General features: G+C 73.9%; 23 protein-coding genes. 9 read left to right on the forward strand and 14 right to left on the reverse strand.

All coding sequences use genetic code 11. The features are described from left to right. Positions 1-97 precede the first annotated feature (97 nt). From AB0M92_RS13620 to AB0M92_RS13630, 3 genes are all read left to right on the forward strand, one after another. Positions 98-1,453 carry a serine-threonine protein kinase gene (locus AB0M92_RS13620; RefSeq protein ID WP_366102296.1) on the forward strand — a complete coding sequence of 452 codons (1,356 nt, stop codon included), beginning with the start codon at positions 98-100 and terminating at the stop codon, positions 1,451-1,453. A gap of 151 nt (positions 1,454-1,604) precedes the next feature. Then, the gene (locus tag AB0M92_RS13625) at positions 1,605-2,231 is read left to right on the forward strand and encodes a hypothetical protein (protein WP_366102297.1); all 627 of its coding nucleotides are present in this window, start codon (positions 1,605-1,607) and stop codon (positions 2,229-2,231) included. 107 nt (positions 2,232-2,338) lie between these two features. Beyond that, a complete protein-coding gene (locus AB0M92_RS13630; protein WP_366102298.1) occupies positions 2,339-3,100 on the forward strand; it encodes a 3-keto-5-aminohexanoate cleavage protein in 762 nt (253 codons plus the stop codon). Here the strand turns inward: AB0M92_RS13630 and soxR are convergent. After that, on the reverse strand, positions 3,081-3,524 hold the full coding sequence (gene soxR / locus AB0M92_RS13635; RefSeq protein ID WP_366102299.1) for a redox-sensitive transcriptional activator SoxR: 444 nt from the start codon (positions 3,522-3,524) through the stop codon (positions 3,081-3,083). The two genes, AB0M92_RS13630 and soxR, sit on opposite strands and share 20 nt — an antisense overlap. A gap of 134 nt (positions 3,525-3,658) precedes the next feature. Here soxR and AB0M92_RS13640 point away from each other — a divergent pair, with 134 nt between their 5' ends. Continuing rightward, positions 3,659-4,120, forward strand: a complete 462-nt coding sequence (locus AB0M92_RS13640) for a MaoC family dehydratase (protein WP_366102300.1) — start codon at positions 3,659-3,661, stop codon at positions 4,118-4,120. Positions 4,121-4,133: 13 nt separating this feature from the next. On the opposite strand, the gene AB0M92_RS13645 is transcribed toward AB0M92_RS13640, so the two are convergent. The 3 genes from AB0M92_RS13645 to AB0M92_RS13655 form a co-directional block, all read right to left on the reverse strand. After that, entirely contained in the window at positions 4,134-4,781 is a 648-nt protein-coding gene (locus AB0M92_RS13645) for a TetR/AcrR family transcriptional regulator (protein ID WP_366102301.1), read from the reverse strand. Between the two features lie 90 nt (positions 4,782-4,871). Beyond that, entirely contained in the window at positions 4,872-5,162 is a 291-nt protein-coding gene (locus tag AB0M92_RS13650; RefSeq protein WP_366102302.1) for a YiaA/YiaB family inner membrane protein, read from the reverse strand. Positions 5,163-5,289: 127 nt separating this feature from the next. Beyond that, a complete protein-coding gene (locus tag AB0M92_RS13655) occupies positions 5,290-6,441 on the reverse strand; it encodes an acyl-CoA dehydrogenase family protein (RefSeq protein WP_366102303.1) in 1,152 nt (383 codons plus the stop codon). A gap of 90 nt (positions 6,442-6,531) precedes the next feature. Here AB0M92_RS13655 and AB0M92_RS13660 point away from each other — a divergent pair, with 90 nt between their 5' ends. Continuing rightward, on the forward strand, positions 6,532-7,200 hold the full coding sequence (locus tag AB0M92_RS13660) for a TetR/AcrR family transcriptional regulator C-terminal domain-containing protein (RefSeq protein ID WP_366102304.1): 669 nt from the start codon (positions 6,532-6,534) through the stop codon (positions 7,198-7,200). Positions 7,201-7,292: 92 nt separating this feature from the next. Here the strand turns inward: AB0M92_RS13660 and AB0M92_RS13665 are convergent, their stop codons facing one another. From AB0M92_RS13665 to AB0M92_RS13700, 8 genes are all read right to left on the reverse strand, one after another. Further along, positions 7,293-8,372: a Zn-dependent alcohol dehydrogenase gene (locus AB0M92_RS13665; RefSeq protein ID WP_366102305.1), complete on the reverse strand. Its 1,080-nt coding sequence runs from the start codon at positions 8,370-8,372 to the stop codon at positions 7,293-7,295. Positions 8,373-8,488: 116 nt separating this feature from the next. Then, positions 8,489-9,901, reverse strand: a complete 1,413-nt coding sequence (locus tag AB0M92_RS13670; protein WP_366102306.1) for an aldehyde dehydrogenase family protein — start codon at positions 9,899-9,901, stop codon at positions 8,489-8,491. 107 nt (positions 9,902-10,008) lie between these two features. Continuing rightward, complete coding sequence (locus AB0M92_RS13675) at positions 10,009-11,544, reverse strand: citrate:proton symporter (protein WP_366102307.1); 1,536 nt, start codon at positions 11,542-11,544, stop codon at positions 10,009-10,011. Between the two features lie 73 nt (positions 11,545-11,617). After that, positions 11,618-13,903 carry a molybdopterin-dependent oxidoreductase gene (locus AB0M92_RS13680; protein WP_366102308.1) on the reverse strand — a complete coding sequence of 762 codons (2,286 nt, stop codon included), beginning with the start codon at positions 13,901-13,903 and terminating at the stop codon, positions 11,618-11,620. A 154-nt stretch (positions 13,904-14,057) separates the two neighbouring features. Further along, positions 14,058-14,678: a TetR/AcrR family transcriptional regulator gene (locus AB0M92_RS13685; protein ID WP_366102309.1), complete on the reverse strand. Its 621-nt coding sequence runs from the start codon at positions 14,676-14,678 to the stop codon at positions 14,058-14,060. A gap of 35 nt (positions 14,679-14,713) precedes the next feature. Continuing rightward, complete coding sequence (locus tag AB0M92_RS13690; RefSeq protein WP_366102310.1) at positions 14,714-16,024, reverse strand: hypothetical protein; 1,311 nt, start codon at positions 16,022-16,024, stop codon at positions 14,714-14,716. Between the two features lie 397 nt (positions 16,025-16,421). Beyond that, positions 16,422-17,243 carry a hypothetical protein gene (locus tag AB0M92_RS13695; protein ID WP_366102380.1) on the reverse strand — a complete coding sequence of 274 codons (822 nt, stop codon included), beginning with the start codon at positions 17,241-17,243 and terminating at the stop codon, positions 16,422-16,424. 122 nt (positions 17,244-17,365) lie between these two features. Continuing rightward, the gene (locus AB0M92_RS13700; RefSeq protein ID WP_366102311.1) at positions 17,366-19,432 is read right to left on the reverse strand and encodes a right-handed parallel beta-helix repeat-containing protein; all 2,067 of its coding nucleotides are present in this window, start codon (positions 19,430-19,432) and stop codon (positions 17,366-17,368) included. Positions 19,433-19,595: 163 nt separating this feature from the next. On the opposite strand from AB0M92_RS13700, the gene hmgA reads away from it, so the two are divergent. Beyond that, positions 19,596-20,918 (forward strand): homogentisate 1,2-dioxygenase, encoded by a 1,323-nt coding sequence (hmgA, locus tag AB0M92_RS13705; protein ID WP_366102312.1) that lies wholly within the window; start codon positions 19,596-19,598, stop codon positions 20,916-20,918. A 68-nt stretch (positions 20,919-20,986) separates the two neighbouring features. After that, entirely contained in the window at positions 20,987-21,736 is a 750-nt protein-coding gene (locus tag AB0M92_RS13710) for a GntR family transcriptional regulator (RefSeq protein ID WP_366102313.1), read from the forward strand. Positions 21,737-21,899: 163 nt separating this feature from the next. Here the strand turns inward: AB0M92_RS13710 and AB0M92_RS13715 are convergent, their stop codons facing one another. Then, positions 21,900-22,058, reverse strand: coding sequence for a hypothetical protein (locus AB0M92_RS13715; RefSeq protein WP_366102314.1), 159 nt, complete (start codon positions 22,056-22,058; stop codon positions 21,900-21,902). Between the two features lie 132 nt (positions 22,059-22,190). On the opposite strand from AB0M92_RS13715, the gene AB0M92_RS13720 reads away from it, so the two are divergent. Then, positions 22,191-23,318: a type ISP restriction/modification enzyme gene (locus tag AB0M92_RS13720; RefSeq protein ID WP_366102381.1), complete on the forward strand. Its 1,128-nt coding sequence runs from the start codon at positions 22,191-22,193 to the stop codon at positions 23,316-23,318. Positions 23,319-23,387: 69 nt separating this feature from the next. Beyond that, positions 23,388-24,626 carry a CaiB/BaiF CoA-transferase family protein gene (locus AB0M92_RS13725; RefSeq protein WP_366102315.1) on the forward strand — a complete coding sequence of 413 codons (1,239 nt, stop codon included), beginning with the start codon at positions 23,388-23,390 and terminating at the stop codon, positions 24,624-24,626. A gap of 35 nt (positions 24,627-24,661) precedes the next feature. Here the strand turns inward: AB0M92_RS13725 and AB0M92_RS13730 are convergent, their stop codons facing one another. After that, a complete protein-coding gene (locus AB0M92_RS13730; protein ID WP_048475640.1) occupies positions 24,662-24,931 on the reverse strand; it encodes a hypothetical protein in 270 nt (89 codons plus the stop codon). Between the last annotated feature and the right edge of the window lie 193 nt (positions 24,932-25,124).

Raw genomic sequence — 25,124 nt, forward strand, 5'->3', positions numbered from 1 at the left:
GAGTTCCCGTGAATCCGTGGGCGTAGGGGGTCTGGCCGGGTAAGGGCACCAGCAGGATGCCGGACGGCACCCGAGAGACGGCGCGGAGGGGGACCTCATGTCGGATGCAACGGCGGTGGGCGGCGGGATCGGGGTCGGTCCGTACGCGGAGCTGACCTTCGATGCCGAGGGGGACGTCGACCCGGGCAGCCAGGACGCGGTGAGCACGCTGGAGGCCACCGACCTGCTGGTCTTCGCCCACGGCTGGAACAGTGACCGCTCGACCTCGACGCGGCTCTTCGACCGCTTCTACGCGCCGTTCCCGGGACTGGTGGGGCCGGGGGTGCGGCTGGGTTACGTGGGTGTCGTCTGGCCCTCGATCCGGTTCTCCGACGAGCCGATACCGGACTTCGACCCGCACGGCGCGCTCGCCGGGCCGGGCCACGGCACGGCCCTGGACCCCGCCACGCTGCGGGCACTCGGGGAGTTCTGGCCGGGGCGGGTCGCGGAGCTGGACCGGATCGCCGAACTCCTGGAGGAACGGCCTGAGTCCCATGCGGCGTTCACCGAATTCGGGGCGCTGGTGCGGGAGCTGGCGGGCGTGGACACGGTGGATGCGGTGGTCGCCGTCAGTGCGGTCGGCGCGGTGGGCGCGGTGGGCGCCCCCGCCGCTCCTCCGGCCGTGCCCGCGGTGCCCGCCATCTTCACCGAGGACGTGCTGGAGGTGTGCCGGGCCCTCACCGAGGGGCTCGTCGAGGCGGGCGGGCCGCCCGGGGGCGCCGCCGAGCCCGGCTTCTCCCTGGGCGGCGGCCTGCGCACGCTGTGGACCGGTGCCAAGGAACTGCTGCGGCAGGCCACGTACTACCAGATGAAGAAGCGGGCCGGAGTCGTCGGCGAGCGCGGCCTCGGCCCGGTCCTGGCCGAGCTGGCCGGCCGCCGCCCGGCCCTGCGCATCCACCTCATCGGCCACAGCTTCGGGGCCCGGGTGGTGTCCTTCTCGCTGCGCGCCGTGCCGGACGGCGCCCGGTACGTGAAGTCCGCGACCCTGCTCCAGGGGGCCTTCTCCCACTACTCCTTCGCCGACCGGCTCCCCCACGACAAGAGCAGCGGCGGCGCCCTGCGCGGGATGCAGCGCAAGGTCGACGGGCCGGTGGTCGCCTGCCACTCCCCGTACGACTCCGCCCTCAAGGTCTTCTATCCGCTGGCCTCCCGGATGGCAGGGGATTCGGCCGGTCTCCTCGGCCTGGACGAACGGTGGGGCGCGATCGGGCACGACGGGGTGCAGGCGGTGTCGGGCGCACCGCGGCTCACCCTCGACGCCGCCCTGCGCGCGGGGGTCCCGCAGGCCGGCTGCGTCAGTGTGGACACCGGGTCCGTGGTGCGCCGCGGGGGTCCGCCTTCGGGGGCGCACAGCGACATCTGCCACGAGGAGCTGGCCCGGCTCGTGGTTGCCGCGGGGCGCATGGGGCGCTGACATCCGGCCATGTGCCACCCGCACGCCTCGACCGCCCCCGCATGCGCCCGCACCTGGCCGGGCATGTTGGGCACATCTCACGGTGCGTCGTCGTTCGACGTAGTACGACGCCCCCCGGTGCGGGCGTGGGCGCGACGGAGGTGAAGGTGTGATGGCGGGATTTCGAAGTCTGGCGTACCAGGTGCGGGACGCACGCAATGACCGTGCCCTGCGGCGCCATTCGCTGCGCCGCTGCCTGGAGCGGTTCGCTCCGTACGGGCACCGGGCGACGTGGTGGCATTTGTGCGACCGGCACGGGATCGCTCCCGAGGACCGGGCGGCCGATCCGCAGCGGCTGGTGGCGGCGCTGGAGGAGCTGGAGGAGGCACGGGCGGTCTGGCTGGAGTACGAGCGGCAGTTCGCGGAGCGGCGGCGGCGGGAGAAGTACCACGGGCTGCGCCGGCCCGAGTGGGCGTGGGGCGGCAGCGGGGACGCGGTGGTGCGGTGCGCCGATCCGGGGGTGCGGCCGGACGGGACGCTCGGCGAGGTGCTGCGGCGGCTGGTGGCGGCGCTGGAGTCGGAGCCGGGGACGGGGTGCCCGGTCTGCGGGGAGCAGGAGCTGCGCTGGCCCGCGCACGGGCCGGGGCAGAGACGGAGGCCCCATGCGGGGCATCGCACCTGGGAGGGTGCGTGGGCCTGGGACGGGCCGGTGTGCGCGGGCTGCGGGATCGTCGTGCCGAGGCCCGCGCTGCTGGACGCGGTCTCGGTGACGGACCCCGCCGCGGCGGGGGCGGCATGAGCGGGCGGGGAGGCGGGAGGGCGGGGCCTGACCCGGCGTCGGATTCGGTTCCGGCGCCGGAGCCGGTTCCGGTACTGGAGCCGGTTCCGGTACTGGAGCCGGTTCCGGTGCTGGTGTCGCTGAACGGTGGGCGCGGCGGCGCCGCCGGCGGCGCCGTTCCCCTGTCCCCGCCGGACCTGGTGGAGTCGGCGCTGGCGGCGGTGGCCGCCGGAGCCGGGGAGGTGCTGGTCCACCCCCGGACCCCGTGCGGCCGGGAGAGCCTGTCCCCCCGGGTGGTCGGGCCGCTGCTGGAGGCGATGCGGGGCGCGGGGGTCTTCGTACCGCTTTCGGTGTCCGCGGGGATCGGGGCCGAGCCGGATCCGGCGGGGCGGCTGGAGCGGGTCCGGTCGTGGACGGTGCTGCCGGACCGGGCGGTGGTGCATTTCGCGGAGCCGGGGGCCGAGGAGTTGGCGCAGGCCCTGCTGGCGCGGGGCGTGGCCGTGGACGCGGTGGTTCCGCTGGGCGGGGAGGGCGGCGCCGAGCCGGGGGCGGGGCCGGGCGCCGGGCCGGGGCCGTTGGCGCGGTTCCTGGCCTGGCCCGTACGGGACCCCGCGCGCGTCCGGCTCGCGGTGGAGCTGACCGCCGCCGATCCGGCGCTGGTGGCGGGGCTGCGGTGGCTGCCGCCGGTGCCCCTGCTGCTGTTCGGGCGGGAGGCCGCCGCCTGGCCGGTGCTGCGGTTGGCCGCGCGGTGCGGCGCGGCCACGCGGACCGGCGCGGGCGACGTGCTGCACCTGCCGGACGGCCGCCCGGCGCGCTCGAACGCCGAGCTGGTGGCGGCGGCCCGGGAGATGTGCGCCGCCGCGGGGGCCGCTACAGCCGGGAGCCGGTGAGCTGTTCGCCGAAGACGTCGTCCGGGTTGGACAGGGCGCAGTTCTTCAGCGAGAGGCAGCCGCAGCCGATGCAGTCGGTCAGGTGGTCGCGCAGGCGCGCCAGCTGGGTGATGCGGCGGTCGAGCTCGGTACGCCAGGTCTCCGAAAGCCGGGCCCAGTCCTCGCGGTTGGGGGTGCGCTCCTCGGGCAGCTGGGCGAGTGCGTCGCGGATGGCCGCGAGCGGGATGCCGACGCGCTGGGCCGCGCGTACGAAGGCCACCCGGCGCAGGGCGTCGCGGCTGTAGCGGCGCTGGTTGCCGGTGGTGCGGCGGCTGCTGATCAGGCCCTTGGTCTCGTAGAAGTGCAGCGCGGAGACGGCCGCGCCGCTGCGGGCGGACAGCTGGCCGACGGTGAGCTCGTGGACTTTCTCGGGAATCTGCGGCACGAGGCCGAGGGTAGTCGGCCGGTCCGACATTCGTTGACAGACGTGTCGTTGACAGATACATGCGGCCCCAGCATGCTGGGCAGCGCGCTGAGCAAGCGCTTATTCGCCCGAGAACGCCAGGGAGAGGGAGCCGCATGGCCGAGCCGAGGATCTTCACGTCCGCCGAGGAGCTGCGCGCAGGGATCGGGGAGCCGCTCGGTCCGAGCGGCCCGCTGGAGGTGGACCAGAAGCGGATCGACCTGTTCGCCGATGCCACCGGCGACCACCAGTGGATCCACGTGGACCCGGAGCGTGCCGCGGACGGGCCCTTCGGCTCCACCATCGCCCACGGCTATCTGACGCTGTCGCTGCTGCCGAGCCTGGTCCCGCAGATCATGCGGGTCGAGGGCATGAAGATGGGCATCAACTACGGCACGAACAAGGTGCGCTTCCCGGCGCCGGTGCCGGTCGGCTCGCGGCTGCGCGCCACCGCCGTGATCACGGAGGTCACGGAGGCGGGTGGCGGCGTCCAGGTCACGGCGACGGTCACGGTCGAGCGCGAGGGCGGCGACAAGCCGGTGTGCGTCGCGGAGTCGGTGTCCCGCTACTACTTCTGAACGGCTCGTCGAACTACTTCCGAGGCGTAGCGGGGCCGTCCGGGGCGGCTCCGACCATGCGCAGGACGAGGTCGGCGTAGAGCGCGCCGACCTCGTCGGGCGTACGGCGGCCGGCCGCGTTGAACCAGCGGGCCACGTCGATGCACAGGGACAGGACGGCGAGGGTGGTGCCGGGAACGTCCGGGACGTGGAACTCCCCGGCCTCGACCCCGTCGGCGAGGATGCGGCGTACGGCGGCGTCGCTCCGCCGCCGCAGTTCCACGATCTCGCCGCGGTGCTCCGGGGCGAGGGCGTCGAGCTCGTACTGGACCACGCGCGCGGTGGTGTGGTGCGCGGCGTGCCACAGCACGAAGGACCGTACGGCGGCGTCGAGGCGCGCGGCGGCCGAACCCGGTCCGCAAGCGGCGGTCTCCAGGATCTCCAGGGCCTTGTCGTGGCCGATCCGGCTGATCCGGTGGAGGAGCTCTTCCTTCGTCTTGTAGTGGATGTAGAGCGCGGCCGGGCTCATCCCGGCCCGTCCCGCGATGTCACGCGTGGTGGTGGCGTGGTAACCGCGCTCCGCGAACGCTTCGACGGCGGCGACGAGCAGCCGCCGTGCGGCGTCGGGGGTGACCTCCGACCACGGCCGGTAGCCGCCGGTCGTCTCCTCCGCGCTGTCCATCGCTCGCTCACCCTCTTCGTCCTGTGGAAGGAACACCCTACCGGAGGGTGAGCAAGCGCTTAGCGACCTTGGAGGACACGTGCCCGCCGCTCAGACCTTCGGCTGGAAGGGGTCGTAGTCGGCCATGATCTTCTCCATTCGGGCCTGGTCGACCCGGGTGACGATCTCGGTGAGCTCCTGGCGGTCCCGGATCACCTTGGCGAGGGTGAAGGCCGAGGTCGTGAGGTAGAGGACCGCGATGCCGAGGAAGGCGCGGACCCAGCCGTCCACCTGGAGGTGGTAGATCCCCACGGCAACGGCACAGATGGCGACGGCGAAGGAGGCGAGGGCCTGACCGTAGTACGCCGCAGAATTGCGCTGCTTGACCGGTGTCTCGTTCATGGGCCCAGCATCGGGCGGCGTGGCCGCACGCACCTCCGCGCACGTACTCAAGCGCGTACTCAGAGCGGGCCCGTACTCAGTGCGTACTCGCGCTCGGTACGGGCTCGCGCTCGGTACGGGCTCGCGCTCAGAAGGCGGAAACCCCGGTGCGGGCGCGGCCGATCAGCAGCTTCTGGATCTGGCTGGTGCCCTCGTACAGGGTCATCACGCGGGCGTCGCGCAGCAGTTTGCCGGCCGGGTACTCGTCGATGTAGCCGTAACCGCCGTGTACCTGGAGGGCATTGCTCGCGGCCCGCACGGCGGCCTCGGAGGCGAAGAGCTTCGCTGTGGAGGACTCGGTGGCGAAGGGCTGCCCGCGGTCGACGAGGTCGGCGACCCGCCAGGTGAGCAGCCGGGCCGCGTCCACGTCGACCGAGATGTCGGCGATCAGCTCCTGGACCAGCTGGTGGTGGGCGATGGGCTTGCCGAACTGCTCGCGCTGGGCGGCGTACGAGACGGCCGCGTCCAGCGCCGCCTGTGCGATGCCGACGCAGCCGGCGGCGACCGACATCCGGCCCTTGGCCAGGGCCGACATGGCCACGGAGAAGCCCTTGCCCTCGGGGCCGAGCATCGCGGAGGCGGGGACGCGGACGCCGTCGAGGACGAGTTCGGCGGTGGCCTGGCCGCGCAGGCCCAGCTTGCCGTGGATCTCGCGGCGGGTGAGTCCGGGGGTGTCGGCGGGGACGAGGAAGGCGGAGATCCCGCGATGGCCGGGCTCGTCGTTGGTCCGGGCGAAGAGCAGGACCACGTCGGCCCAGGTGCCGTTGGTGATGAACATCTTGCTGCCGCTGACGACGTACGCGTCCCCCTCGCGCACGGCGCGGGTGGTGAGGCTGCCGGCGTCGGAGCCGGTGCCGGGCTCGGTCAGGCCGAAGCAGCCGAGCGCCCGGCCGGAGCAGAGCCGGGGCAGCCAGGCGCGCTTCTGCTCCTCGGTCCCCCAGGCGGCGACGGTCTTGGCGACCAGGCCGAGGGAGACGGAGACGATGCCGCGCACGGCGGAGTCTCCGCGGCCGAGTTCCTCGGTGACCAGGACGTAGGCGAGGTGGTCGCCACCGGAGCCGCCGTACTCCTCGGGGACGGTCAGACCGAGGAAGCCGAGGTCGCCGAGCTTCTTGACGATGGCCCGGTCCACGCTTTCGGCGCGGTCCCACTCGGCGGCGTACGGGGCGATCTCGCGCTCGGTGAACTCGCGGGCGAGCCGGCGCACGGCTTCCTGTTCCTCGCTCAGCTCCAGATTCACCGGGCACCTCCGTGCGGTCCGGCGCGGGTCGACCCGGAAGGGTTAACTAGCACCGGTAGTTTATGGCGGGCAGGCCCTACTATGTGGCGCATGGCCAGACCGCGCAAGCCCCTCCTCAGCCGGGACCTCATCGTCGGGGCGGCGGGCGCGCTGGTGGACGCGGAGGGACTGGAGGCGGTGTCGACGCGGCGGCTGGCCGCCGCGCTGGGGGTCAGCGGGCCGTCGCTGTACAACCACTTCCGCACGAAGGACGAGATCCTGGAGGCGGTCGCGGACGCGGTGAGCGCCCGTGTCGACTTGTCGATGTTCGAACCGGGGGCGGGCCGGGACTGGCGGGGCGCCCTGCACGACTGGGCCCACTCGTACCGGGACGCGCTGTCCGACCACCCGAACATCGTGCCGGTGCTGGCGCGCGGCCCGGGCCGGCGCCCGGCGGGGCTGCGGGTGGCGGACGCGGTGTTCGGCGCGATGACGGCGGCCGGGTGGCCGCCGGCCCAGGCGACCCGGATCGGCGCGCTGATGCGGTACTTCATCCTGGGCTCGGCGGTGGCCTCGTTCGCCGGGGGTTTCGTGGACGACGAAGCCGCGTACGACCCGTCGGACTACCCCCACCTCGGCCAGGCCCACCTGCTGGCGGAGCACCGGCGCGAGGTGGACGAGGGCGCGTTCGAGACGGGCCTGGCCGCCCTGCTGGACGGACTGGCCCTCCAGCACGAGGCGTTGACGGGGCGTACGACGGGGCGTACGACGGGCCGCTAGACGGCGGCCACCGCCGCCGGCGGCGGTGGGTGGACGCAGCTCGGCGGACGGCGGAGGAGTTCGGCGGACGGCGGGCGGAGTTCCGCGGGCGGTCAGAACACCACGAGCGAGCGGCCGCCCTTGCCGGCGAGCATCGCCTCGAAGGCGGCGGGGATGCCGTCCAGGGTGATGCGGTCGGTGACCAGGGAACCGAGGTCGAGGCGGCCCGCGCGGACGTGCTCGGCAATCACCGGGAGATCGCGCGCGGGGTCGCTGTTGCCGTAGACGCAGCCGGTGAGGGTACGGGCGAAGTGGAAGATCTCCAGGGCGTGGAAGCCCACCTTCTGGTCCTTGCCGCCGATGCCGACGACCGTGGTGCGGCCGCCGCGGCGAGTGGAGTCCCAGGCCGCGCGGATGGACTCCGCCCGGCCTGCGCACTCGACGGCGACGTCGGCGCCCTGTCCGCCGGTGAGGGCGCGGATCTGCTTGGCCGTGGTGTCGGAGGCGAGCACGAACGCGGTGGCCCCCGCCGCCCGGGCCAGCTCCTCCTTGGCCGGGGAGACGTCGACGGCCACGATCGGGCCCGCCTCGGCGATCCGCGCGGCCTGGAGCGCGGCCAGGCCGACTCCGCCGACGCCGAAGACGGCGACGGACTCGCCCGGGCGCACCTGGGCGCTGTTGCGCACCGCGCCGTAGCCGGTGAGGACCGCGCAGCCGAGCAGGGCCGCCTCGGCGAGCGGGATCCCGGCGGGCGCGGGCAGCACGCAGTGGGCCGCGACGACCGTCTCCTCGGCGAACGCGGCCACGTTCAGCCCCGGGTGCAGCGCCGCGCCCTCGGCGTCGTGGGCGTAGACCGCCCCGACCCCGCTGAGCGCCTTGGCGCAGAGCCAGACCTCGCCGATCGAGCAGTGGTGGCACTCCCCGCAGGACGGGGACCAGTTGAGGACCACGCCGTCGCCGGGCGCGACGTGGGTGACGCCCTCGCCGACGGCCAGGACCGTCCCCGAGCCCTCGTGACCGAGGACGGCGGGGACGGGCACCGTCATGGTGCCGTCGGTGAGCGAGAGGTCGGAGTGGCAGACACCGGCGGCGGCGAGCCGCACCCGTACCTGGCCGGGGCCGGGATCGGGCAGGACGATGTCCCTTATCTCCAGCGGTGCTCCGACGGCGGGCAGGATGGCGGCGCGGACCATGGTCGTTTTCCGTCTCTCGGGCTCAGGAGTGCGGGGCGGTGGCTCGGCGCTGTACGGGGCGGTGCGGTTCGCCGCCGTGCTGCGCTGTGGTGTGTGTGCTGTGCCGTGCTGCCGGCTCAGAACTGCAGCGACTTGGTCTGGAGGTACTCGGCCAGGCCGTGCGGGCCGAGCTCGCGGCCGACACCCGACTGCTTGTACCCGCCGAAGGGCGCGAGCGGGTTGAAGCGGCCGCCGTTGATGTCCACCTGGCCGGTGTCCATGCGGCGCGCGAAGGCGACCGCGGTCTCCTCGTCCGCCGCCCACACCGCGCCGCCCAGCCCGTAGACGGTCCCGTTCGCGATGCGCAGGGCCTCGTCCTGGTCCTCGTACGGGAGGATCGACAGCACCGGGCCGAAGATCTCCTCCTGCGCGATGGTCATCTCGGGCGTGACGTCGGCGAACACGGTCGGGGCGATGAAGTACCCCTGCTCGTACGGCGCCTCGGGGCCGCCCGCGACGAGGCGCGCGCCCTCCTCGACGCCCTTGCCGATGTATCCGCGCACGCGGTCGCGCTGCTTGGCGTTGACGACCGGGCCGAGGCGGGTGCCCGGATCGCGGGGGTCGCCCGAGGGGTACTTGGCGACGGCGGCGGCCGCGAGCGAGACGGCCTCCTCGTACTGGTCGCGGTGGACGAGCATGCGCGTGAGCGCGTTGCAGCTCTGGCCGGAGTTGTTCATGACGTGGCCCACACCCGCCGCGACGGCCTTGGCCAGGTCGGCCCCGGGCAGGATGACGTTGGCCGATTTGCCGCCGAGTTCGAGGGCGACGCGCTTGACGGCGGCGCCGGCCGTGGCGCCGATCTGCCTGCCGACCGCGGTGGAGCCGGTGAAGGAGACGAGGTCGACTCCCTCGTGCGCGGCCAGCGCCTGGCCGGCGACCGGGCCGGTCCCGGTCACCAGGTTGAACACGCCCGCCGGGATGCCCGCCTCGTGCACGGCTTCGGCGAAGAGCTGTGCGGTCAGCGGGGTGTCCTCGGCCGGCTTGAGGACGAGGGTGCAGCCGGCGGCGAGAGCGGGTGCCACCTTGGCAACGATCTGGTGCAGCGGGTAGTTCCAGGGGGTGATGGCCCCGACCACGCCGACCGGCTCCATCAGCACGGTGGAGTTGCCGATCTTCTCCTCGAAGGCGTACGAGGCCCCCAGCTCCGCGAAGGAGGAGGACACCGCGATCGGCGCGCCCACGTGGACCATCTCCGAGAAGCCCCGCGGGGAGCCGAGTTCGGCGGTGATGAGCTCGGCGAACTCGCCCTTGCGGGCGACCAGCACGTCGCGGAGCGCCCCGATCAGGGCGGCCCGCTCGGCCGGGGCCGTTGCGGCCCAGCCGGGGAAGGCCGCGCGGGCCGCGCGGACGGCCGCGTCCACGTCGTCGGCGTTTCCGGCCGGGACCCCGCCGATGACCTGCTCGTCGGCCGGGTTGACCACCTCGATCCGCTCACGGCCGGCGGCGGGCCGCCATGCGCCGTCGATGTACATCCCGTCGTGGGCCTTCATGGCTTTCCTCCCGAGCGCGCACGAACGCGTGGACGCGTAGACCTGACCTCGTTCGACCACCCTACAAACTACCGCCGGTAGTTTTCGGCCCGCCAGGGGCCCCGGGCTCAGATGATGCCGAAAAGCATCCCTGCCCCGAGGACGACGAGGGAGGTGAGGGCCGCCCATTTCACGGTGAATCGGGTGTGGTCGCCGAACTCGACCCTGGCCATGCCGACGAGGACGTAGACGGCGGGAACCAGCGGGCTGGACATGTGCAGGGCCTGGCCGACCAGCGCGGCGCGGGCGATTTCGAGCGGGGAGACCCCGTGGGCGGCGCCGGCCTCGGCGAGGACCGGCAGGACGCCGAAGTAGAAGCCGTCGTTGGACATGAAGTAGGTGAGCGGCAGGCTGAGCAGACCGGTGACCAGGGCCATGTGCGGGCCCATGCCCTCCGGGACGACGCCGACGAGCCAGTCGGCCATGTGCTTGACCATGCCGGTGCCGCTGAGGACGCCGGTGAACACGGCCGCGGCGAAGACCATGCCGGCGACGTTCAGGACGTTGTCGGCGTGGGCGGCGATCCGGGCCTTCTGGTCCGGCATGTGCGGGAAGTTGACGGTGAGGGCCAGGGCGGCACCGAGGAGGAACAGCACCGGGATCGGCAGCAGTTCCATGATCATCGCGGCGAGGAGGGCGACGGTGAGCCCGGCGTTGAACCAGTAGAGGCGCGGGCGCAGCGTCGGGCGGCGGGGGTCGAGGCCCTGGAAGCCGTCCTCGTGCGGGGCGGGGAGGGAAGCGGGGCCGGGGGCGGGGCCGGAAGCGAGGTCCGCGCCGGAGTCGGACCCGCCGCCCGTACGGGAGGCGGGGGCGCCCGGCTCGGCCGGAGTCACGGGCCCGCGGGGCCCGCCGGACCCGGCGGACCCGGCCTTGGCCGCGGCCGTCCCGGCGTCGGCGGATCCCGTGGCGGTGGCGACAAGCAGACGCTCCTCGGCGGGCTCCGCGACTTCCTCGGCCGGCCGCTCCGAGCCCTCGCCGGGCATGGTCAGCGTCCCGATGCGGCGGCGCTCCTTGAGGCCGAGGACGTAGGCGAGGCCGAACACGAACAGCAGCCCGACCGCGAGCGCGGGGATCATCGGGACGAAGATGTCGGAGGCGTCGACCTTGAGGGCGGTCGCGGCGCGGGCCGTGGGGCCGCCCCAAGGGAGGGTGTTCATGACGCCGTTGGCGGTGGCGGCGACGCCCGTCATGACCACCAGGCTGAGGCCGAGCCGCTTGTAGAGCGGGTACATGGCCGAGACGGTGATCATGAAGGTGGTCGAGCCGTCGCCGTCGAGCGACACGATCGCGGCCAGGACCGCGGTGCCGACCACGACCCGCACCGGGTCCGCCTTGCAGAAGCGCAGGATGCCGCGCACGATCGGATCGAACAGGCCGACGTCGATCATCACGCCGAAGTAGACGATGGCGAACATCAGCATGGCGGCGGTCGGCGCGAGTTTGCCGACGCCGTCGATGACGTAGTCGCCGAGGTGTGCGCTCTTTCCTGCGAACACGCAGAACAGCGCGGGGATGAGGACGAGCGCCGCGATGGGCGACATTTTCTTCATCATGATCAGCACCAGGAAGGTGGCGATCATGGCGAAGCCGAGGAAGGTCAGCATGCAGGGAACGTAGGTGCCTCCCACTCACGTCAACAAGACGTCCGGGCGTGAGCAATACGAGCAGAACCCCAGCTCAGGGCAGTGGTGTCAGTTCGACGGGGAAGCCGTTGAGCACCGCGGTGCCGGACAGCGGGTCCAGCCGGGAGCCGTCGAGGAGCTGGTTGACGTTGGCTCCGGGCGCCGCGGAGGCGACGGAGAGCCGGGCCCCGTCGCGGTCGTGGCCCCAACCGTGCGGGAGGCTGACGACGCCGGTGCGGACGGTGTCGGTGACCTCGACGGGGACCTCCAGGCTGCCGCCGTCGGCGGTGATCCGGGCCAGCCCGCCCTCGGTGAGACCGAGCCGGCCGGCGTCCTCGGGATGCACCTGGAGGGTGCAGCGGTTGGAACCTCCGGTGAGGGCCGGGACGTTGTGCAACCAGCTGTTGTTGGACCGCAGATGGCGGCGGCCCACGAGCACCAGGGTGGCGGGGCGGTCGGCGAGCGCCGCGCGCAGCCTGGGGAGCTCGGCCGTGATCGGGTCCGGGAGCAGCTCGATCCTGCCGCTGCGCGTCCTCAGCACCCCCGGCAGCCTGGGCCGCAGCGGGCCCAGGTCGATGCCGTGCGGGTGCGCGAGCAGCCGCTCCAGGCTGAGCCCCTCCGCTGCGGCGCCGCTCGCGGGCGCGTCTTCGTCCGCGCCCGATCCCGCCCCGGGAGCGCGGACGAGGCCGAACTGGTCTCCGTACGGACCGAGTCGGAGCATCAGGTCGAGCCGGCGCTCGGGACCGTTCTCCCCGGTGAGCAGGGAGGCGAGGCGCTGCGGGTCCTGCCCGTGCAGCGGGGAGCGCGGGTCGGCGGTCTCCTTGGCGAGGACGCCGTGGATGACCATGTCGTCGACCGCGGACGGGCCCGCGGAGCCGTACCGGCCGGAGACGGCCAGGACGAGCCGGGCTTGGATCTCGCACTCGTCGAGCCGGCTCGCTTCGAGCGGGACGGCGGGCCGGGTGTAGCGGACCTGGTTGCGGACGGCGAAACCGTTGAACGCGAAGTCGTGGTGCGCGCTCTGTGAGGGCGGCGGCGGGGGCAGCACGACGTGGGCGTGGCGGGAGGTCTCGTTGAGGTACGGGTCGATGCTGACCATGAAGTCGAGCCCGGCCAGGGCCGCGTCGAGGCGCCGCCCGTCGGGGGCGGACAGCACCGGGTTGGCGGCGATGGCGACCAGGGCCCGGATCCGCCCCTCCCCCGGCGTCTCGATCTCCTCGGCCAGGGCGGCCATGGGCAGTTCGCTCTTGGCCTCGGGGTGGCCGCTGACCCGGCTGAGCCAGCGGCCCAGGGTGAAGCCCTTGCCCGGCCCGGCCGGTCGCTGCCGAGGACCGGCGGCCGGGAGCGGGAAGAGGACTCCCCCGGGCCGGTCGAGGTTGCCGGTGAGGATGTTCAGTACGTCGACCAGCCAGCTGGCCAGCGTGCCGTACTCGACGGTGCAGCTGCCGATCCGCCCGTAGACGGCGGCCGTGGGCGCGGCCGCGAGGGCGCGGGCGAGGTCGCGGATCTCGGCGGCCGTGAGGTCACAGGCGGGGGCGACGGCCTCGGGAGTGAAACGGGCGAGGGCTTCGGCGAGTTCCCCGAGCCCTTGGGCCTGTTCCGCCAGGGCGCCGGGGGCGGCGAGCCGCTCCGCGAGGAGGGTGTGCGCGAGGGCGGCCAGCAGCAGGGCGTCGCTGCCGGGGCGCGGCGCGAGGTGCAGGTCGGCCAGCTTGGCGGTGCGGGTGCGGCGCGGGTCGACGACGACCAGGGTGCCGCCGCGGGCGCGCAGCGCCTTGAGCCGGCCGGGGAAGTCGGGGGCGGTGCACAAGGAGCCGTTGGACTCGACCGGGTTGGCGCCGAGGAGCAGGAGGAAGTCGGTCCGGTCGAGGTCGGGGACGGGGATCGCGAACGGATCGCCGAAGAGGAGCCCGCTGGAGACGTGCTTGGGCATCTGGTCGAGGGTGCTGGCCGTGAAGAAGTTGCGGGTGCCGAGAGCTTTGAGCAGGAGCGACGGGTACAGGTTGCCCGCCATGGTGTGCACGTTCGGGTTGCCGAGGACGACGCCGACGGACTGGGCCCCGTGCTCCCGCACGAGGGCCGGGATCGCGGCGGCGATGGCCTCGTACGCCTCCTCCCACGTGGCCTCCCGGAGCCGGCCGTCGCGGCGGACGAGGGGGGTGCGCAGGCGGTCGGGGTCGGCGTCGAGCGCGCCGAAGGCCGCACCCTTGGGGCAGACGAAACCGCGGCTGAAGACGTCTTCGCGGTCCCCGCGGGCGCCGGTGACGGTGGCGCCCTCGATGGTGAGGGTGAGGCCGCAGGTGGCTTCGCAGAGGGGGCAGATGCGCAGGGCGGTGCGGGGCATGGGCCCTCCTGGGGCGGCAGGACGCGACACGGACACGCGGGCGACGAGCCGAGCATACCGACCGGTTGGCACGGACGGGAGGGGTCCGCGGAGGTGCCCCGCGGGCCCGCGCCCCCGGGGCGCCCCGGGGCGCCGTCACGGCCCCGCGGCCGGGTCAGTCCAGTACGCGGGCCAGGTACGCGTGCATCATGGCCCGGATTTCGGCCACGATGGCGGGGTCGCCGTCCGGGTCGGCGCGGAAGGCCAGCTTCGTGAGCGCGTCCGTGGCCTCGACCGCGACCAGGACCGCTCGTTCCAGGACGGGGTCCGGGGTCAGGCCGAGCTGGGCGGCGAGCAGTTCGGTGAGGCGTACGGCGACCAGCCCGTTGGGGTCGGCGGCCGGACCTTCGGCCGGAGGCGCGGGCACCCCGAAGTCGACGAGCGCGAACCCGGGGACGGTCCGCTTCATGACCAGGTACTCGTCGAGCACCGCGTCCACGACCGACCGCCAGTCGCCGGCCGGGAGCGCGTGGAGGCGCTCCGCGATGGCGTCGGTGTACCGGTCCAGGTTGCGGTGGGCGAGGGCGATGGACATGGCCCGCTTGTTGCCGAAGAAGCGGTAGACCGAGCCGATGGGCACGCCGGCGCGCAGGGCGACGGCCCGGGTGCTGAGGTTCTCGTACCCGGTCTCGTCCAGGAGTTCGGCGCAGGCGTCGAGGATCCGGGCGAGCCGGTCGGCGCTGCGCTGCTGGATCGGCGTCCGGCGCAGGGGGTGGGCGGGGGGCACGGGGTCCATCATGCCGCTCCCGGCCCCTCGGTTCAGCAGCGGTCTCAGTTCAGCAGGAGGCCGATGCCCCCGATCGTGTAAATGATCATGAGCGCGAGCAGCGGCAGTTGGCCGGCGACGGCCCGGGCGGGCGGGAAGAGGCGTACGGAGCGGTCGTGGGCGGCGATCACACCGAGTACGTGGCCGGTGACGACGGCGATGACCTGAAGGGCGGCGAGGCCGCCGGGACCCAGTGGCGGCAAGGGTTCTGGGGCATTGTCAGTGCCGAGTGCGATGGTTACCGTGCGTGGTCCTTCGGTGACGAGGAGGGAGAAGTAGTGGGCGACGAGATAGCCGAGTGCGATCGGCACGAGTGAGTGCGCGAAGGCGGTCAGCGGGCGCGGGTGCGGGCCGCAGACGAGGCGGGTGGCCGCCGCGCAGAGGCAGTACAGGGTGGCGACGAGGGCGATGGCGGTCAGCAGTCCGAGCGTGGCCGTGGGGGTGCGGCCGAGGGGGGAGGTCTGGAGGGTGTTGATCCACGAAGGGGTGTCGGAGTAGCCGTCGTAGGCGGTGGAGCCGAGCAGGACGCAGACGGTGGCGACGAGTCCGGGCCGCTCGGGCGTCGCGTCGAGTCCGTGGAAGGGGTTGCGCAGGACCAGGTGGCCGTCGCTGCGGCGGCCGAGGGGGGAGAGCCGGGCCAGAAGGGAGGAGTACGCCTCGAAGGCGTCGGCGTCGGCGAACCAGCGCTCGCCGTAGCGGGCGGCGAACGCGAGGTGGACCGCGGCGTACAGGGCGAGGGCGGACAGGAGGGTGGTGGTGGATGCGGGATCCGGGGCGGCGAGTTCGAGCCAGGTGAAGCCGAACAGCCCGGCGGCGGCGGGCCATTGCCCGAGCCGGGCGGGAAGGGGGGCGGGTGCGTGGTGCCGGCGGCGGGCGCGGGGCAGCCGGCGGCAGAGGCGGTGGAGGGTGCGGAGCGGGTTGAGCAGGCTCCAGACGGGGCCGAGGAGGAGGGAGGCGGGGACGAGGCCGGCCCAGAGGAGGACGTAGACGGCGCCGGGGGCGGGGTTGCGCGCGGGGTCGTCGGGACCGAGGAGGAGGCAGAGCAGGACGGCGAGGGCGGCGGCGAGGCCGAGTCCGCGCAGGGTGGTACGGGTGGCCGGCGCGTCGGCCACCCGCTCCAGGCCGGCGGGCAGGGCGAGGCCTGACCGCTCGCCGCGGAAGCGGGAGGAGGACCAGAGGAGGCCGAGCGCGAGGAAGGAGACGAACAGTGCGGCGAAGGCACCGGCGAAGGCGTAGAAGGGAGAGATCGGCAGATCGTGCTGGGACCCGATCCCGTGCGCGAGCGTGGTGAGCGGACCGGCCGGACCAGGGATCACGCCCCGGCCCCCGCCATCACCGCCCGCGACGGGCCCGAGCCCGAGTGCGCCCGGGGTCACGACGGCCCGCCCCCACGGCGTGGTCCCCCTCCGCGGAAGGGGGGCGTGGCCGGCCGGGTCGGGGTGGGGGTGGACTCGGTCGCGGGCGTGGTGGGCGGACCGGCCGGGCAGAAGACCACGCCCCGGCCACCGCCTCCGCCACCGCCCGCGCCACCGCCTCCGCCACCGCCCGCGCCACCGCCACCGCCCGCGCCTCCGCCACCGCCACCGCCTCCGCCCGCGCCACCGCCTCCGCCTCCGCCACCGCCTCCGCCCGCGGCGGGGTCGCGCCCTGGCCCGACCGGGGTCATCGCGGTCGGGCCGAGGGGGACCGGGGCGTGGTGGGTTCCGGGCGGGGTCATCGGACGAGGAGCTGGGTCAGGACGAGGCGGGACTCGTGGGTCTCGACCTCGAAGAGGCCCGTGCGGTCGGCCGTCAGGACCAGGGTGGCTTCCTGGCCCGCCGGCAGGGCGAGTTCCTCGTCGTAGCCGTGGACGTGCAGGGTGTCGGCGCGGTCGCTGGTGACGCGCAGGGCGATGCGCTCCCCGCGCCGAAGCTCGGTGCGGCCCGGGGCGGGGCTGACCTTGCCGTCCCGGACGGTGAGGGTGACCGTGCGGTCGGCGGCGGCCTGGGACGGCGACGGTGCCGAGGGCGCCGACGCCGGGGGGTGGCTGTGTCCCGCTTGGCCCGGGGTGGCGGCGGAGGCGGTGAGCCGGAGGGTGCCTTCGATCGCCTTGCCGCCGACGGCCCAGGCCGTGTGGTCGTCGGCGTAGAGGCGGACGGTCAGGGTGTGCGCGCCTTCGGGCACTTGGGCCGCCGGGAGGTGGAACCAGGGGCTGTACAGCCGGGCCAGTTTGCGGCCGTCGAGCTCCAGGTGCGCGTGGCCGGCGCCCGGGAGGGCGGCGCCGCCGGTGCTGTCGGGGGTGAAGCGGAAGTTCTGCACCGTCAGCTGGAGGTTCCAGCCGTCCTCGGAGTCGGGGCGGGCGCTCAGCCGGACCTCCGGCGCGCCCCGGGCCGGGACCTCGCGGAGCCGGTGGCCGGTGGGGTCCTGGGCGTCGAGCAGGGTGCCGACGCTGCCGGTGGCCTGCTCGTGGCTGGTGCCGGGCTTGTGGTGGGTGGTGGCCCGCCCGCCGCAGCCCGCGGCGGCGCCGCCGACGAGCAGGAGGGCGACGCCGAGCAGCGCCGCGGTGCGCACGGCTCGGCCCCGCCCGCGGGCCGCGCGGGGCGGCGCGCCGCGGCCACGGCGCCGGGGCCCGCTCTCGGAGCGGTCGTCGGGCACGGTCACGATCGGCCTCCTGTGGGTCATGCCGGGGTCGGGGCGGGGGCCGGGTGCGGGGCCGGGGTGCGGTCGGGCGGGGCGGCGGGTCGGGCCGAGGCGACGACCGCCCACAGGGTCCAGACCACGGCCACCACGGCGCGGGCCCAGGCGGGGCTCAGGGGGGTCCAGGGGATCATCCAGATCGCCTTGTCGAAGGCGTCGAGGAGGGTGAGGGCCGCAAGGAGCAGGGTCAGCCGTGCCAGCCAGGGGCGGGTGGGCCGCAGGGCGAGGCCCGCGCCCGTCCACCACAGGCCCAGCAGGAGCAGCGCCAGGGCCGGCACGGCGGTGTCCACGAGCGGCATCGTCGAGCCCGCCACGTCCAGGGCCAGCCCGGCCAGGCCCAGCAGCGAGGCCGCCGTGCCCAGGCGGGAGCCGCGCAGCCGGCGCCACCACAGCACCCCGCCGACCAGGAGCAGCACCGCCGCCACCGCCAGCGCGATCTGGGTCTCGACCCGCTCCGGACCGCGCGCGCCGTACCAGTCGCAGCCCGCCGGCAGCTTGCGCGCCTGGACGCTGTAGTCGGCGCAGACGAGGAGCTGGGCCAGCTTCACCGGCTCGCCGACCAGCCTCGACGAGGCACCGGACACCTCGCCGCGGCGGTCGCCGCAGTGCGGGAGCGTGCCCGGGGTGGAGCCGTCCGGTCCGGGCTGCCAGCAGTTCCCGCGGCCCTGCCCGTCCCACCACACGTCCATCCCGTTGGGGCGCGACGCCCCGGACTTGTCCTTGCCGAGGACGTTGGCGGCGTAGCGGTTGTGGTGGGAGGTGTCCGTCTGCTTCGACCATTGCTCCTCGCCCCGGATGAACGCCGGGACCGCCGAGAGGAAGAAGCCCGCGCGCCGGTGCCCGTACACCCAGTTGTTCTCGTACACGTTCCAGTTGCCGCCCGCCGTGATGATCCCCGTGCCCGGCGGCATGGAGATCTGCGGGCAGACCACCCCCTGCTCGTAGCCGCGCTCGATCGGCGGCTTGGCGCAGGTGCCGTCGGCGACGTAGCCGTAGTAGTCGGCGTTGTTGTCGTGGATCAGGTTCCGTTCGAACTTGGCGTGGTTCTGCGGGAGTCCGGGGTGTCCGGGGAAGGCGCTGTCCATCGAGGCGCCGCCCATGTTCGCGTCGAATTCGTTGTCGTGGACCCAGACGGAGTCCCCCGCCGTCCCGGAGTAGCCGACCATGTTGTGGTGGCTGTGGCAGCCGGTGATCTCGATCGAGTAGCGCGGGACCTCGTAGCCCCGGCCGTCGTTGATGTTCGAGGCGCTGCCCGGGTAGATGCCGGAGTCGCCGTTCCCGTACGACTCGCAGTTCTTGTACAGCCCGTGGTCGCTGGCGAAGGTCAGGAAGCCGTACTCGTCGTTCCAGCGGGTCAGGACGTCGTCGATGACGAACCCGTCGCCCGCGAGCACGTACAGCGAGTTGAAGGTGGTCCGCTGCGCGGTGAAGTTGCGGAAGTAGATGCCGTTCGACTTGTCGGCGCGGATGGCGTTCAGCTTCTGGTACTTGGCGTCGATGACCACGTCCTGGCGGCTCGCACCCGTGCCCTCGATCTGCAGGTCCGTCTTGCCGAGGATCGCGACGAGGTTCTGGTTGTGCCGGCACTGCACCTGCTGCTCGTACGACAGGATCTGGTAGCCCAGCGCGGAGTCGGGGGCCTTCAGCGCGGCGCACTCCCCCGCCGGCTTCGGCAGTGAGGGCTCCTCCTCGTACAGGCCGGGGAGGATCGCGATGTTCATTCCGGGCCGGTCCACGGCGTCGACGGCTTCCTGGAGGTGGCGGTGGCCGCTCTTCTCGCACCGCTCGTACAGGGCGAGGTTGCGCTGCCGGAGCTCCTCCGGGAAGGCGGATATGCGGCGCTCGAACGCGGGCCGGTCGGTCTTGCAGACCAGGAGGTCGGGCTCGGCCTTCCGGTACTGCGGTACGGATCCGGACCCGTCCGGCAGGGTCACGGGGCGCTCCTCGTGCGCGCGGGCGGCGGGCGCGGCGGCGAAGAGGGACAGGAGCGCGAGAAGGGCGGCGAGGAGCGCCGCCGGCACGGCAGGGAACCTGCGGGTCCACGACATGCGCGTGAGAGTAGAGCAATGTTCATCTTTTTGGAGCCCCTCCGACCGCGCGAAATCGGGAGCACGAAGTCGAGGTCGGGTCGAGACCGCCATTGACGGGCGGGCCACGGAATCCTACTGTCAACCATAGGATTCCTTCGACCGTCACAGAGCGGGAGCACCCATGAGCGAGCAGGCCGAGCAGGCGAGGAAGACGGCGGAGGCATTGGAGTACCTCACCGGCTTCGGCAACGAGCACAGCTCGGAGGCCGTCCCCGGCGCCCTGCCGCCCGGCCGCAACTCGCCCCAGCGCGCCCCCCTCGGCCTCTACGCGGAGCAGCTCAGCGGCAGCGCCTTCACCGAGCCCCGGGGGCACAACCGCCGCTCCTGGCTCTACCGGATCCGCCCCTCCGCGGCCCACCCGCCCTTCACCCGGACGGACAACGGCGCCCTGCGTTCCGCGCCCTTCACCGAGGCCCCCGCGGACCCCAACCGGCTCCGCTGGAACCCGCTGCCCGACGCCGCCCCCGGCACCGACTTCCTGGCGGGCCTGTGGACCCTGGGCGGCAACGGCGACGCCACCCAGCGCACCGGCATGGCCATCCACCTCTACTCCGCCAACGCCTCCATGACCGACCGGGTGTTCAGCGACTCCGACGGCGAGCTGCTCATCGTCCCCGAGCGCGGCGGCCTGCTGCTGCGCACCGAGCTCGGCCTGCTCAGCGCCGGCCCCGGCGAGATGGCCCTGATCCCGCGCGGCGTGCGCTTCCGCGTGGAGCTCCTGGACGCGGACGCCCGCGGGTACGTCTGCGAGAACTACGGCCGCCCCTTCGAGCTGCCCGACCTCGGCCCGATCGGCGCCAACGGCCTTGCCGCCGCACGCGACTTCCGGGCCCCGGTGGCCGCGTACGAGGACGTCGAGCGCCCCACCGAGGTGGTCAACAAGTTCTGCGGCAACCTCTGGTCCGCCACCTACGACCACTCCCCGCTGGACGTCGTCGCCTGGTACGGCACGCACACCCCGTACGTGTACGACCTGCGCCGCTTCAACGTCCTCGGCTCCATCAGCTACGACCACCCCGATCCGTCGATCTTCACCGTGCTGACCTCTCCCTCCGACACCCCTGGACTGGCGGGCGTGGACTTCGTGGTCTTCGCCCCGCGCTGGCTGGTCGGCGAGGACACCTTCCGCCCGCCGTACTTCCACCGGAACGTCATGAGCGAGTACATGGGCCTGATCGAGGGCGCGTACGACGCCAAGGCCGAGGGCTTCGTCCCCGGCGGCGGCTCGCTGCACAACATGATGTCCGCGCACGGGCCGGACCGGGAGACCTTCGACAGGGCGAGCGCCGCCGAGCTGAAGCCCCAGAAGATCGACGACGGCCTGGCCTTCATGTTCGAGACGCGCTGGCCGATCACCGCCACCCCCCAGGCGGCCGGCGCCGACCACCTCCAGCGTGGATACGACGACGTCTGGCAGGGACTCCAGCGCCACTTCCGCGCCTAATATCGCTAGGCGCCCACTCCGGAACACGCGCCACGCGTCCCACGCCCCGTCCGTACGGAGAACCACCCGTGACCGCCTTCGCCCCCGACTCGCTCGTGCTCAACCGGAAGCTGCCGCTCTGGTACCAGGTGTCGCAGTCGCTGCGCGCCTCGATACTGGGGCGCACCCCGGACGCCTCGCTGCGCCTGCCCACCGAGGAGCAGCTCGCCGAGCACTACGGGGTGAGCGTGCTGACCATGCGCCAGGCGCTCAAGGAGCTGGAGGGCGAGGGGCTGATCAGCCGCCACCGGCGGCGCGGCACGTTCATCGAGCCGGGTGCGCGGCGCGGGGCGCCGGTCCGGCTGCTGGGCTCGGTCGACGCGATCGTGGCGCAGCAGTCAGGTGATCGCACGACGATTCTCGGCCATGCGCGGACGGCCGTGTCCGGGGAGCTGCTGGAGCACTTCCCGGACACGGCCGAGGTGGTCACGTACCGCCGGCTGCGCCACGACGGCGAGAGCGGCGAGCCGACGAACTGGGCGGAGAACGCCGTCCGCCCGGAGCTCGCCGAGTCCGTGGACCTGGCCGATCTTGCGCGCTGGCCGATGACCAAGGTGCTGCGTGACGTGGTGGGGGTGAAGATCAGCCGGATCACGGACACGGTCGAGGCGCGGCTCGCCGACCCGGAGACGGCCGAGCTGCTCCAGGTCCCGCTGCTCAGTCCGATCCTGCACTACACGGGCGTGACGTACGACGAGGACGGGCGGGTCGTGGACGTGGCGCGCATCCGGTACCGCGGTGACCGGTTCTCGTTCACGGTGACGGTCGACGCCACCTGAGGGACGGTCCACGCCACCGGAGGGACGGCCGACGCCACCCGACGGACGGCCGACGCCACCGGAGGGACGGCCGAGGCCACCCGAGCGCGGCGCAGCGCCGCACCTGCGGGCCGGGCGCAGCGGAGCACAGCTGAGCGAAGCGGAACCGAGCGGAGCAGCGGGCCTACTCCTCGTCCGTGCTGCGCTCGCCCTCCGCCTGCGACGGCGTGGTCCGCATCGTCTCGGGGTGGTGGTGCTGCATCTTCTCCTTCTCGTCCATGTCCTCGTCGAGCCGCTCACCCTCGGCCTGCGACGGAGTCGTGTATTCGTCGTAATGACTCATGTCCACTCCTCGACATCGGCACATACCCACACATAGGGAGCGTAGCTCTTAGGTCCCGCCCCAGCCCGGCCGCCGCCTCCCGTCGCTACCATCTGCCGGGTGAGCCAAGACGTACCGCTGCTGGACGATCTGATGCCCTGGGCCGTGGGCGGCCTGCGCCTGGGCCGGGCCTGGGTGGCGGCCCCCGACCCCGCGGCCCTGCGCGCCCGCTGGGCGGCCCTGACCGGCGCCGAAGGCAGGGAGCGGGACCGGCTGTTCCGCCCGACGAGGAGCCGTACGCCCACCACCGGCGCGGCCGCCCTGCCGGGCCGGCGCTCGCCGTCGACCGCCCGTTTCGCCGACGCGCCGGGCCCCTGCCCGGAGCCCGTACGGGTACTGCGCGACCCCTTCGACGAACAGTGGCTGCTGCCCGACCAGCGGCTCATCGATCTGGCCCGCCCGGAGCTGTGGCGGGTCCTGGACGAGCACCAGCTCTTCGCCGTCGAGACCCCGGAGCTGCTGGTCACCGCCCGTCTCCCGGCCGGCCGCCTGGGCCGCGTCCGCCCCCTCCACCGGCGCCCCGGCGGCGCCGAGCCCAATCTCGCGCCGGGCCTGCTGCCGCTGCTGGGCGAGCGCTACGGCGGCTGGGTGACCCCGCAGGACGTGCTGTGCTGGATCCTCGCGGCGGGCCGCCCCGGCCCCCGGGGGTACGAGGTCCCGCTCACCGGGGACCCCGGCCGCTGGCGGGCCGGGGTGGAGCTGGGGCACCGGCTGCTCACCGTCCAGCTGCGCGGCGGCCCCGGCGCCGAGCCGCCCCGGCTGCCCGGCGGGCGGCGCCCGTACGTCCGCTCGGCGGTCCAGGCCTGGCCGGAGGGGCTCGCGTACGACCCGGAGACCGAGACCCTGAGCCTCGGGACCGGGACGGTCTCCCCCGTGCCGCCGGGCGCCTGGGAGTACGAGGTGCAGGGCGGCATCCGGGTGCTGGAGGCCTGGTTCGCGGCCCGCACCGCCCACCGGGACCCCGGGGCCGACGGGCTGGAGGCGCTCGGGCCGGCCCAGTGGCCCCAGGCCTGGACCTCGGAGCTGTTGGCAGTGGTGACCACCCTGGCGCTCCTGGCCGATCTGGCCCCGGAGCGGGCCGCGTTCTCCCCCGGACCGGCGCTGGGGTCCGCCGAGCTGGCGGCGGCGGGCGTGCTGCCGCCGCCGCGCTGGTCCCGCCGCCCGGCCTCCGTACTGGACCACCACGAGGAGGGCCCGGGCGGCCAGTTCGCCCTGCTCTGACGGCTCCCGGCGCGAAGGTGTCCCGAGGGCGTGGTGACAGACCGGGGTGCGAGCAGGTAGGCAGGCTCCATGACTGCCGACTCGCCCGCGCCCGTACCCGCGCGCCCCGCGCACCCCGTGGAACCGCCGCCCCTCGACGGCGTGACCGTCGTCGCCGTCGAACAGGCCGTCTCGGCCCCCTTCGCCACCCGCCAGCTCGCCGACCTCGGCGCCCGGGTGATCAAGGTCGAGCGGCCCGACGGCGGCGATTTCGCGCGCGCCTACGACACCGCCGCGCACGGTCTCGCTTCGCATTTCGTCTGGGCCAACCGCGGCAAGGAGTCCATCGCGCTCGACCTGAAGGACCCGCGCGGCCTGGAAGTCCTGCACGGGCTGCTCGACGGGGCAGACGTGTTCGTCCAGAACCTCGCCCAGGGCGCCGCCGCCCGGCTCGGGCTCGACGCCGCCGCGCTGTGCGCGCGATACCCGCGCCTGGTCGCCGTCGACATCTCCGGGTACGGGGCGAAGGGCCCGTACGCCCACAAGCGCGCCTACGACATGCTCGTCCAGTGCGAGGCGGGGCTGGTCTCGGTGACCGGCACCCCGGAGCAGCCCGTCAAGGCCGGCATCCCGGCCGCGGACATCGCGGCGGCCATGTACGCCTTCTCGGGGGTCCTCGCGGCCCTGCTGCGCCGCGGGGCCACCGGGCGCGGGGGCCCGGTCGAGATCTCGATGCTCGACGCGCTGGCCGAGTGGATGGGCCATCCGCTGCACCACACGATGCACGGCGGGGAGCAACCCGTGCGCACGGGCCTGGCGCACGCCGTGATCGCCCCGTACGACGCCTACCCGACGGCGGACGGGGACCGGGTGCTGCTGTCGGTGCAGAACGACCGCGAGTGGCGACGGCTGGCCGAACAGGTGCTGGAACGGCCCGAGTTGGCCGAGGATCCGGCGTACGCGACGAACGCGGCGCGCACCCGGGGCCGGGAGAAGACCGACGCGGTGGTCGCCGAGGCGCTGGCCGGGCTGGGCGCGGACGAGGCGATCGCGCGGCTGGAGGCGGCGGGCATCGCCTGCGCACGGCTGAACTCGGTGGCCCGGCTGGCGGAGCACCCGCAGCTGGCGGCACGGGACCGCTGGCGGGAGGTGGGGTCACCGGCGGGTCCGCTGCGGGCGCTGCTGCCCCCGATCGGACTGCCGGGGGGCGCGGCACCGCACATGGGTGCGGTGCCCGCGCTCGGCGAACACACCGAAACCCTGCTGCGCGCCCTGGGGATGACGGACGCGCAGATCACGACACTGCGCCGGGATGGTGTGGTTGCGTAGGGCCGGGGCGAAACCAATGACGGTCCGGGACGTTGTTACGAACGGCGGCTGCCGAAGAGCGTGCGACGCAGACGGCGCAGCGGCGCGAAGAGCGAGACGCGCGCGCTCCGGCTCCGCAGGCGGTGCGTGTGGTCGCGGGACGTCAGTTCGCGCATGAGCAGCGTCGCCTCGGCCACATCGCGATGGGGGACGGCGGGACCGCCCAGCACGGCGAGGTGGCGGTCGAGGCGCGAACTGGTCGCACCGCTGCCGCAGGTGATGGCAGGCACGCGAGGCGGCCTGCTGCGCATTGCTATCTGTTCCATGATCTCTCCCCACCCGTACGAGGGCACCCGGCCCGGGCAGGTTAACCCTATCGCCCCCGCGTCGTGCTCGGGTATCCCGGTGGTGTGAATTACCCCTATGGGGCTGGGGAGTTGACGGTTACTCAGCGGAGTCATCCGTCACTCTCCGCAAGGGGTCGGGGACTTCGGGGGCCTCGAAGGGGACCTCGCCGAG

The organism is Streptomyces sp. NPDC051582 (assembly GCF_040681715.1).
GTDB lineage: Bacteria > Actinomycetota > Actinomycetes > Streptomycetales > Streptomycetaceae > Streptomyces.

Bases quoted from the DNA above. Each gene is read 5' to 3' on its own strand.
- AB0M92_RS13650 (WP_366102302.1), bottom strand. From the start codon at position 5,162: ATGAACGAGACACCGGTCAAGCAGCGCAATTCTGCGGCGTACTACGGT.
- AB0M92_RS13660 (WP_366102304.1), top strand. From the start codon at position 6,532: ATGGCCAGACCGCGCAAGCCCCTCCTCAGCCGGGACCTCATCGTCGGG.
- AB0M92_RS13720 (WP_366102381.1), top strand. From the start codon at position 22,191: ATGCCCTGGGCCGTGGGCGGCCTGCGCCTGGGCCGGGCCTGGGTGGCG.
- AB0M92_RS13620 (WP_366102296.1), top strand. From the start codon at position 98: ATGTCGGATGCAACGGCGGTGGGCGGCGGGATCGGGGTCGGTCCGTAC.
- AB0M92_RS13680 (WP_366102308.1), bottom strand. From the start codon at position 13,903: ATGCCCCGCACCGCCCTGCGCATCTGCCCCCTCTGCGAAGCCACCTGC.
- AB0M92_RS13685 (WP_366102309.1), bottom strand. From the start codon at position 14,678: ATGGACCCCGTGCCCCCCGCCCACCCCCTGCGCCGGACGCCGATCCAG.
- AB0M92_RS13645 (WP_366102301.1), bottom strand. From the start codon at position 4,781: ATGGACAGCGCGGAGGAGACGACCGGCGGCTACCGGCCGTGGTCGGAG.
- AB0M92_RS13700 (WP_366102311.1), bottom strand. From the start codon at position 19,432: ATGTCGTGGACCCGCAGGTTCCCTGCCGTGCCGGCGGCGCTCCTCGCC.
- AB0M92_RS13625 (WP_366102297.1), top strand. From the start codon at position 1,605: ATGGCGGGATTTCGAAGTCTGGCGTACCAGGTGCGGGACGCACGCAAT.
- AB0M92_RS13640 (WP_366102300.1), top strand. From the start codon at position 3,659: ATGGCCGAGCCGAGGATCTTCACGTCCGCCGAGGAGCTGCGCGCAGGG.
- AB0M92_RS13675 (WP_366102307.1), bottom strand. From the start codon at position 11,544: ATGCTGACCTTCCTCGGCTTCGCCATGATCGCCACCTTCCTGGTGCTG.
- AB0M92_RS13725 (WP_366102315.1), top strand. From the start codon at position 23,388: ATGACTGCCGACTCGCCCGCGCCCGTACCCGCGCGCCCCGCGCACCCC.
- hmgA (WP_366102312.1), top strand. From the start codon at position 19,596: ATGAGCGAGCAGGCCGAGCAGGCGAGGAAGACGGCGGAGGCATTGGAG.
- AB0M92_RS13715 (WP_366102314.1), bottom strand. From the start codon at position 22,058: ATGAGTCATTACGACGAATACACGACTCCGTCGCAGGCCGAGGGTGAG.
- AB0M92_RS13665 (WP_366102305.1), bottom strand. From the start codon at position 8,372: ATGGTCCGCGCCGCCATCCTGCCCGCCGTCGGAGCACCGCTGGAGATA.
- AB0M92_RS13670 (WP_366102306.1), bottom strand. From the start codon at position 9,901: ATGAAGGCCCACGACGGGATGTACATCGACGGCGCATGGCGGCCCGCC.
- AB0M92_RS13730 (WP_048475640.1), bottom strand. From the start codon at position 24,931: ATGGAACAGATAGCAATGCGCAGCAGGCCGCCTCGCGTGCCTGCCATC.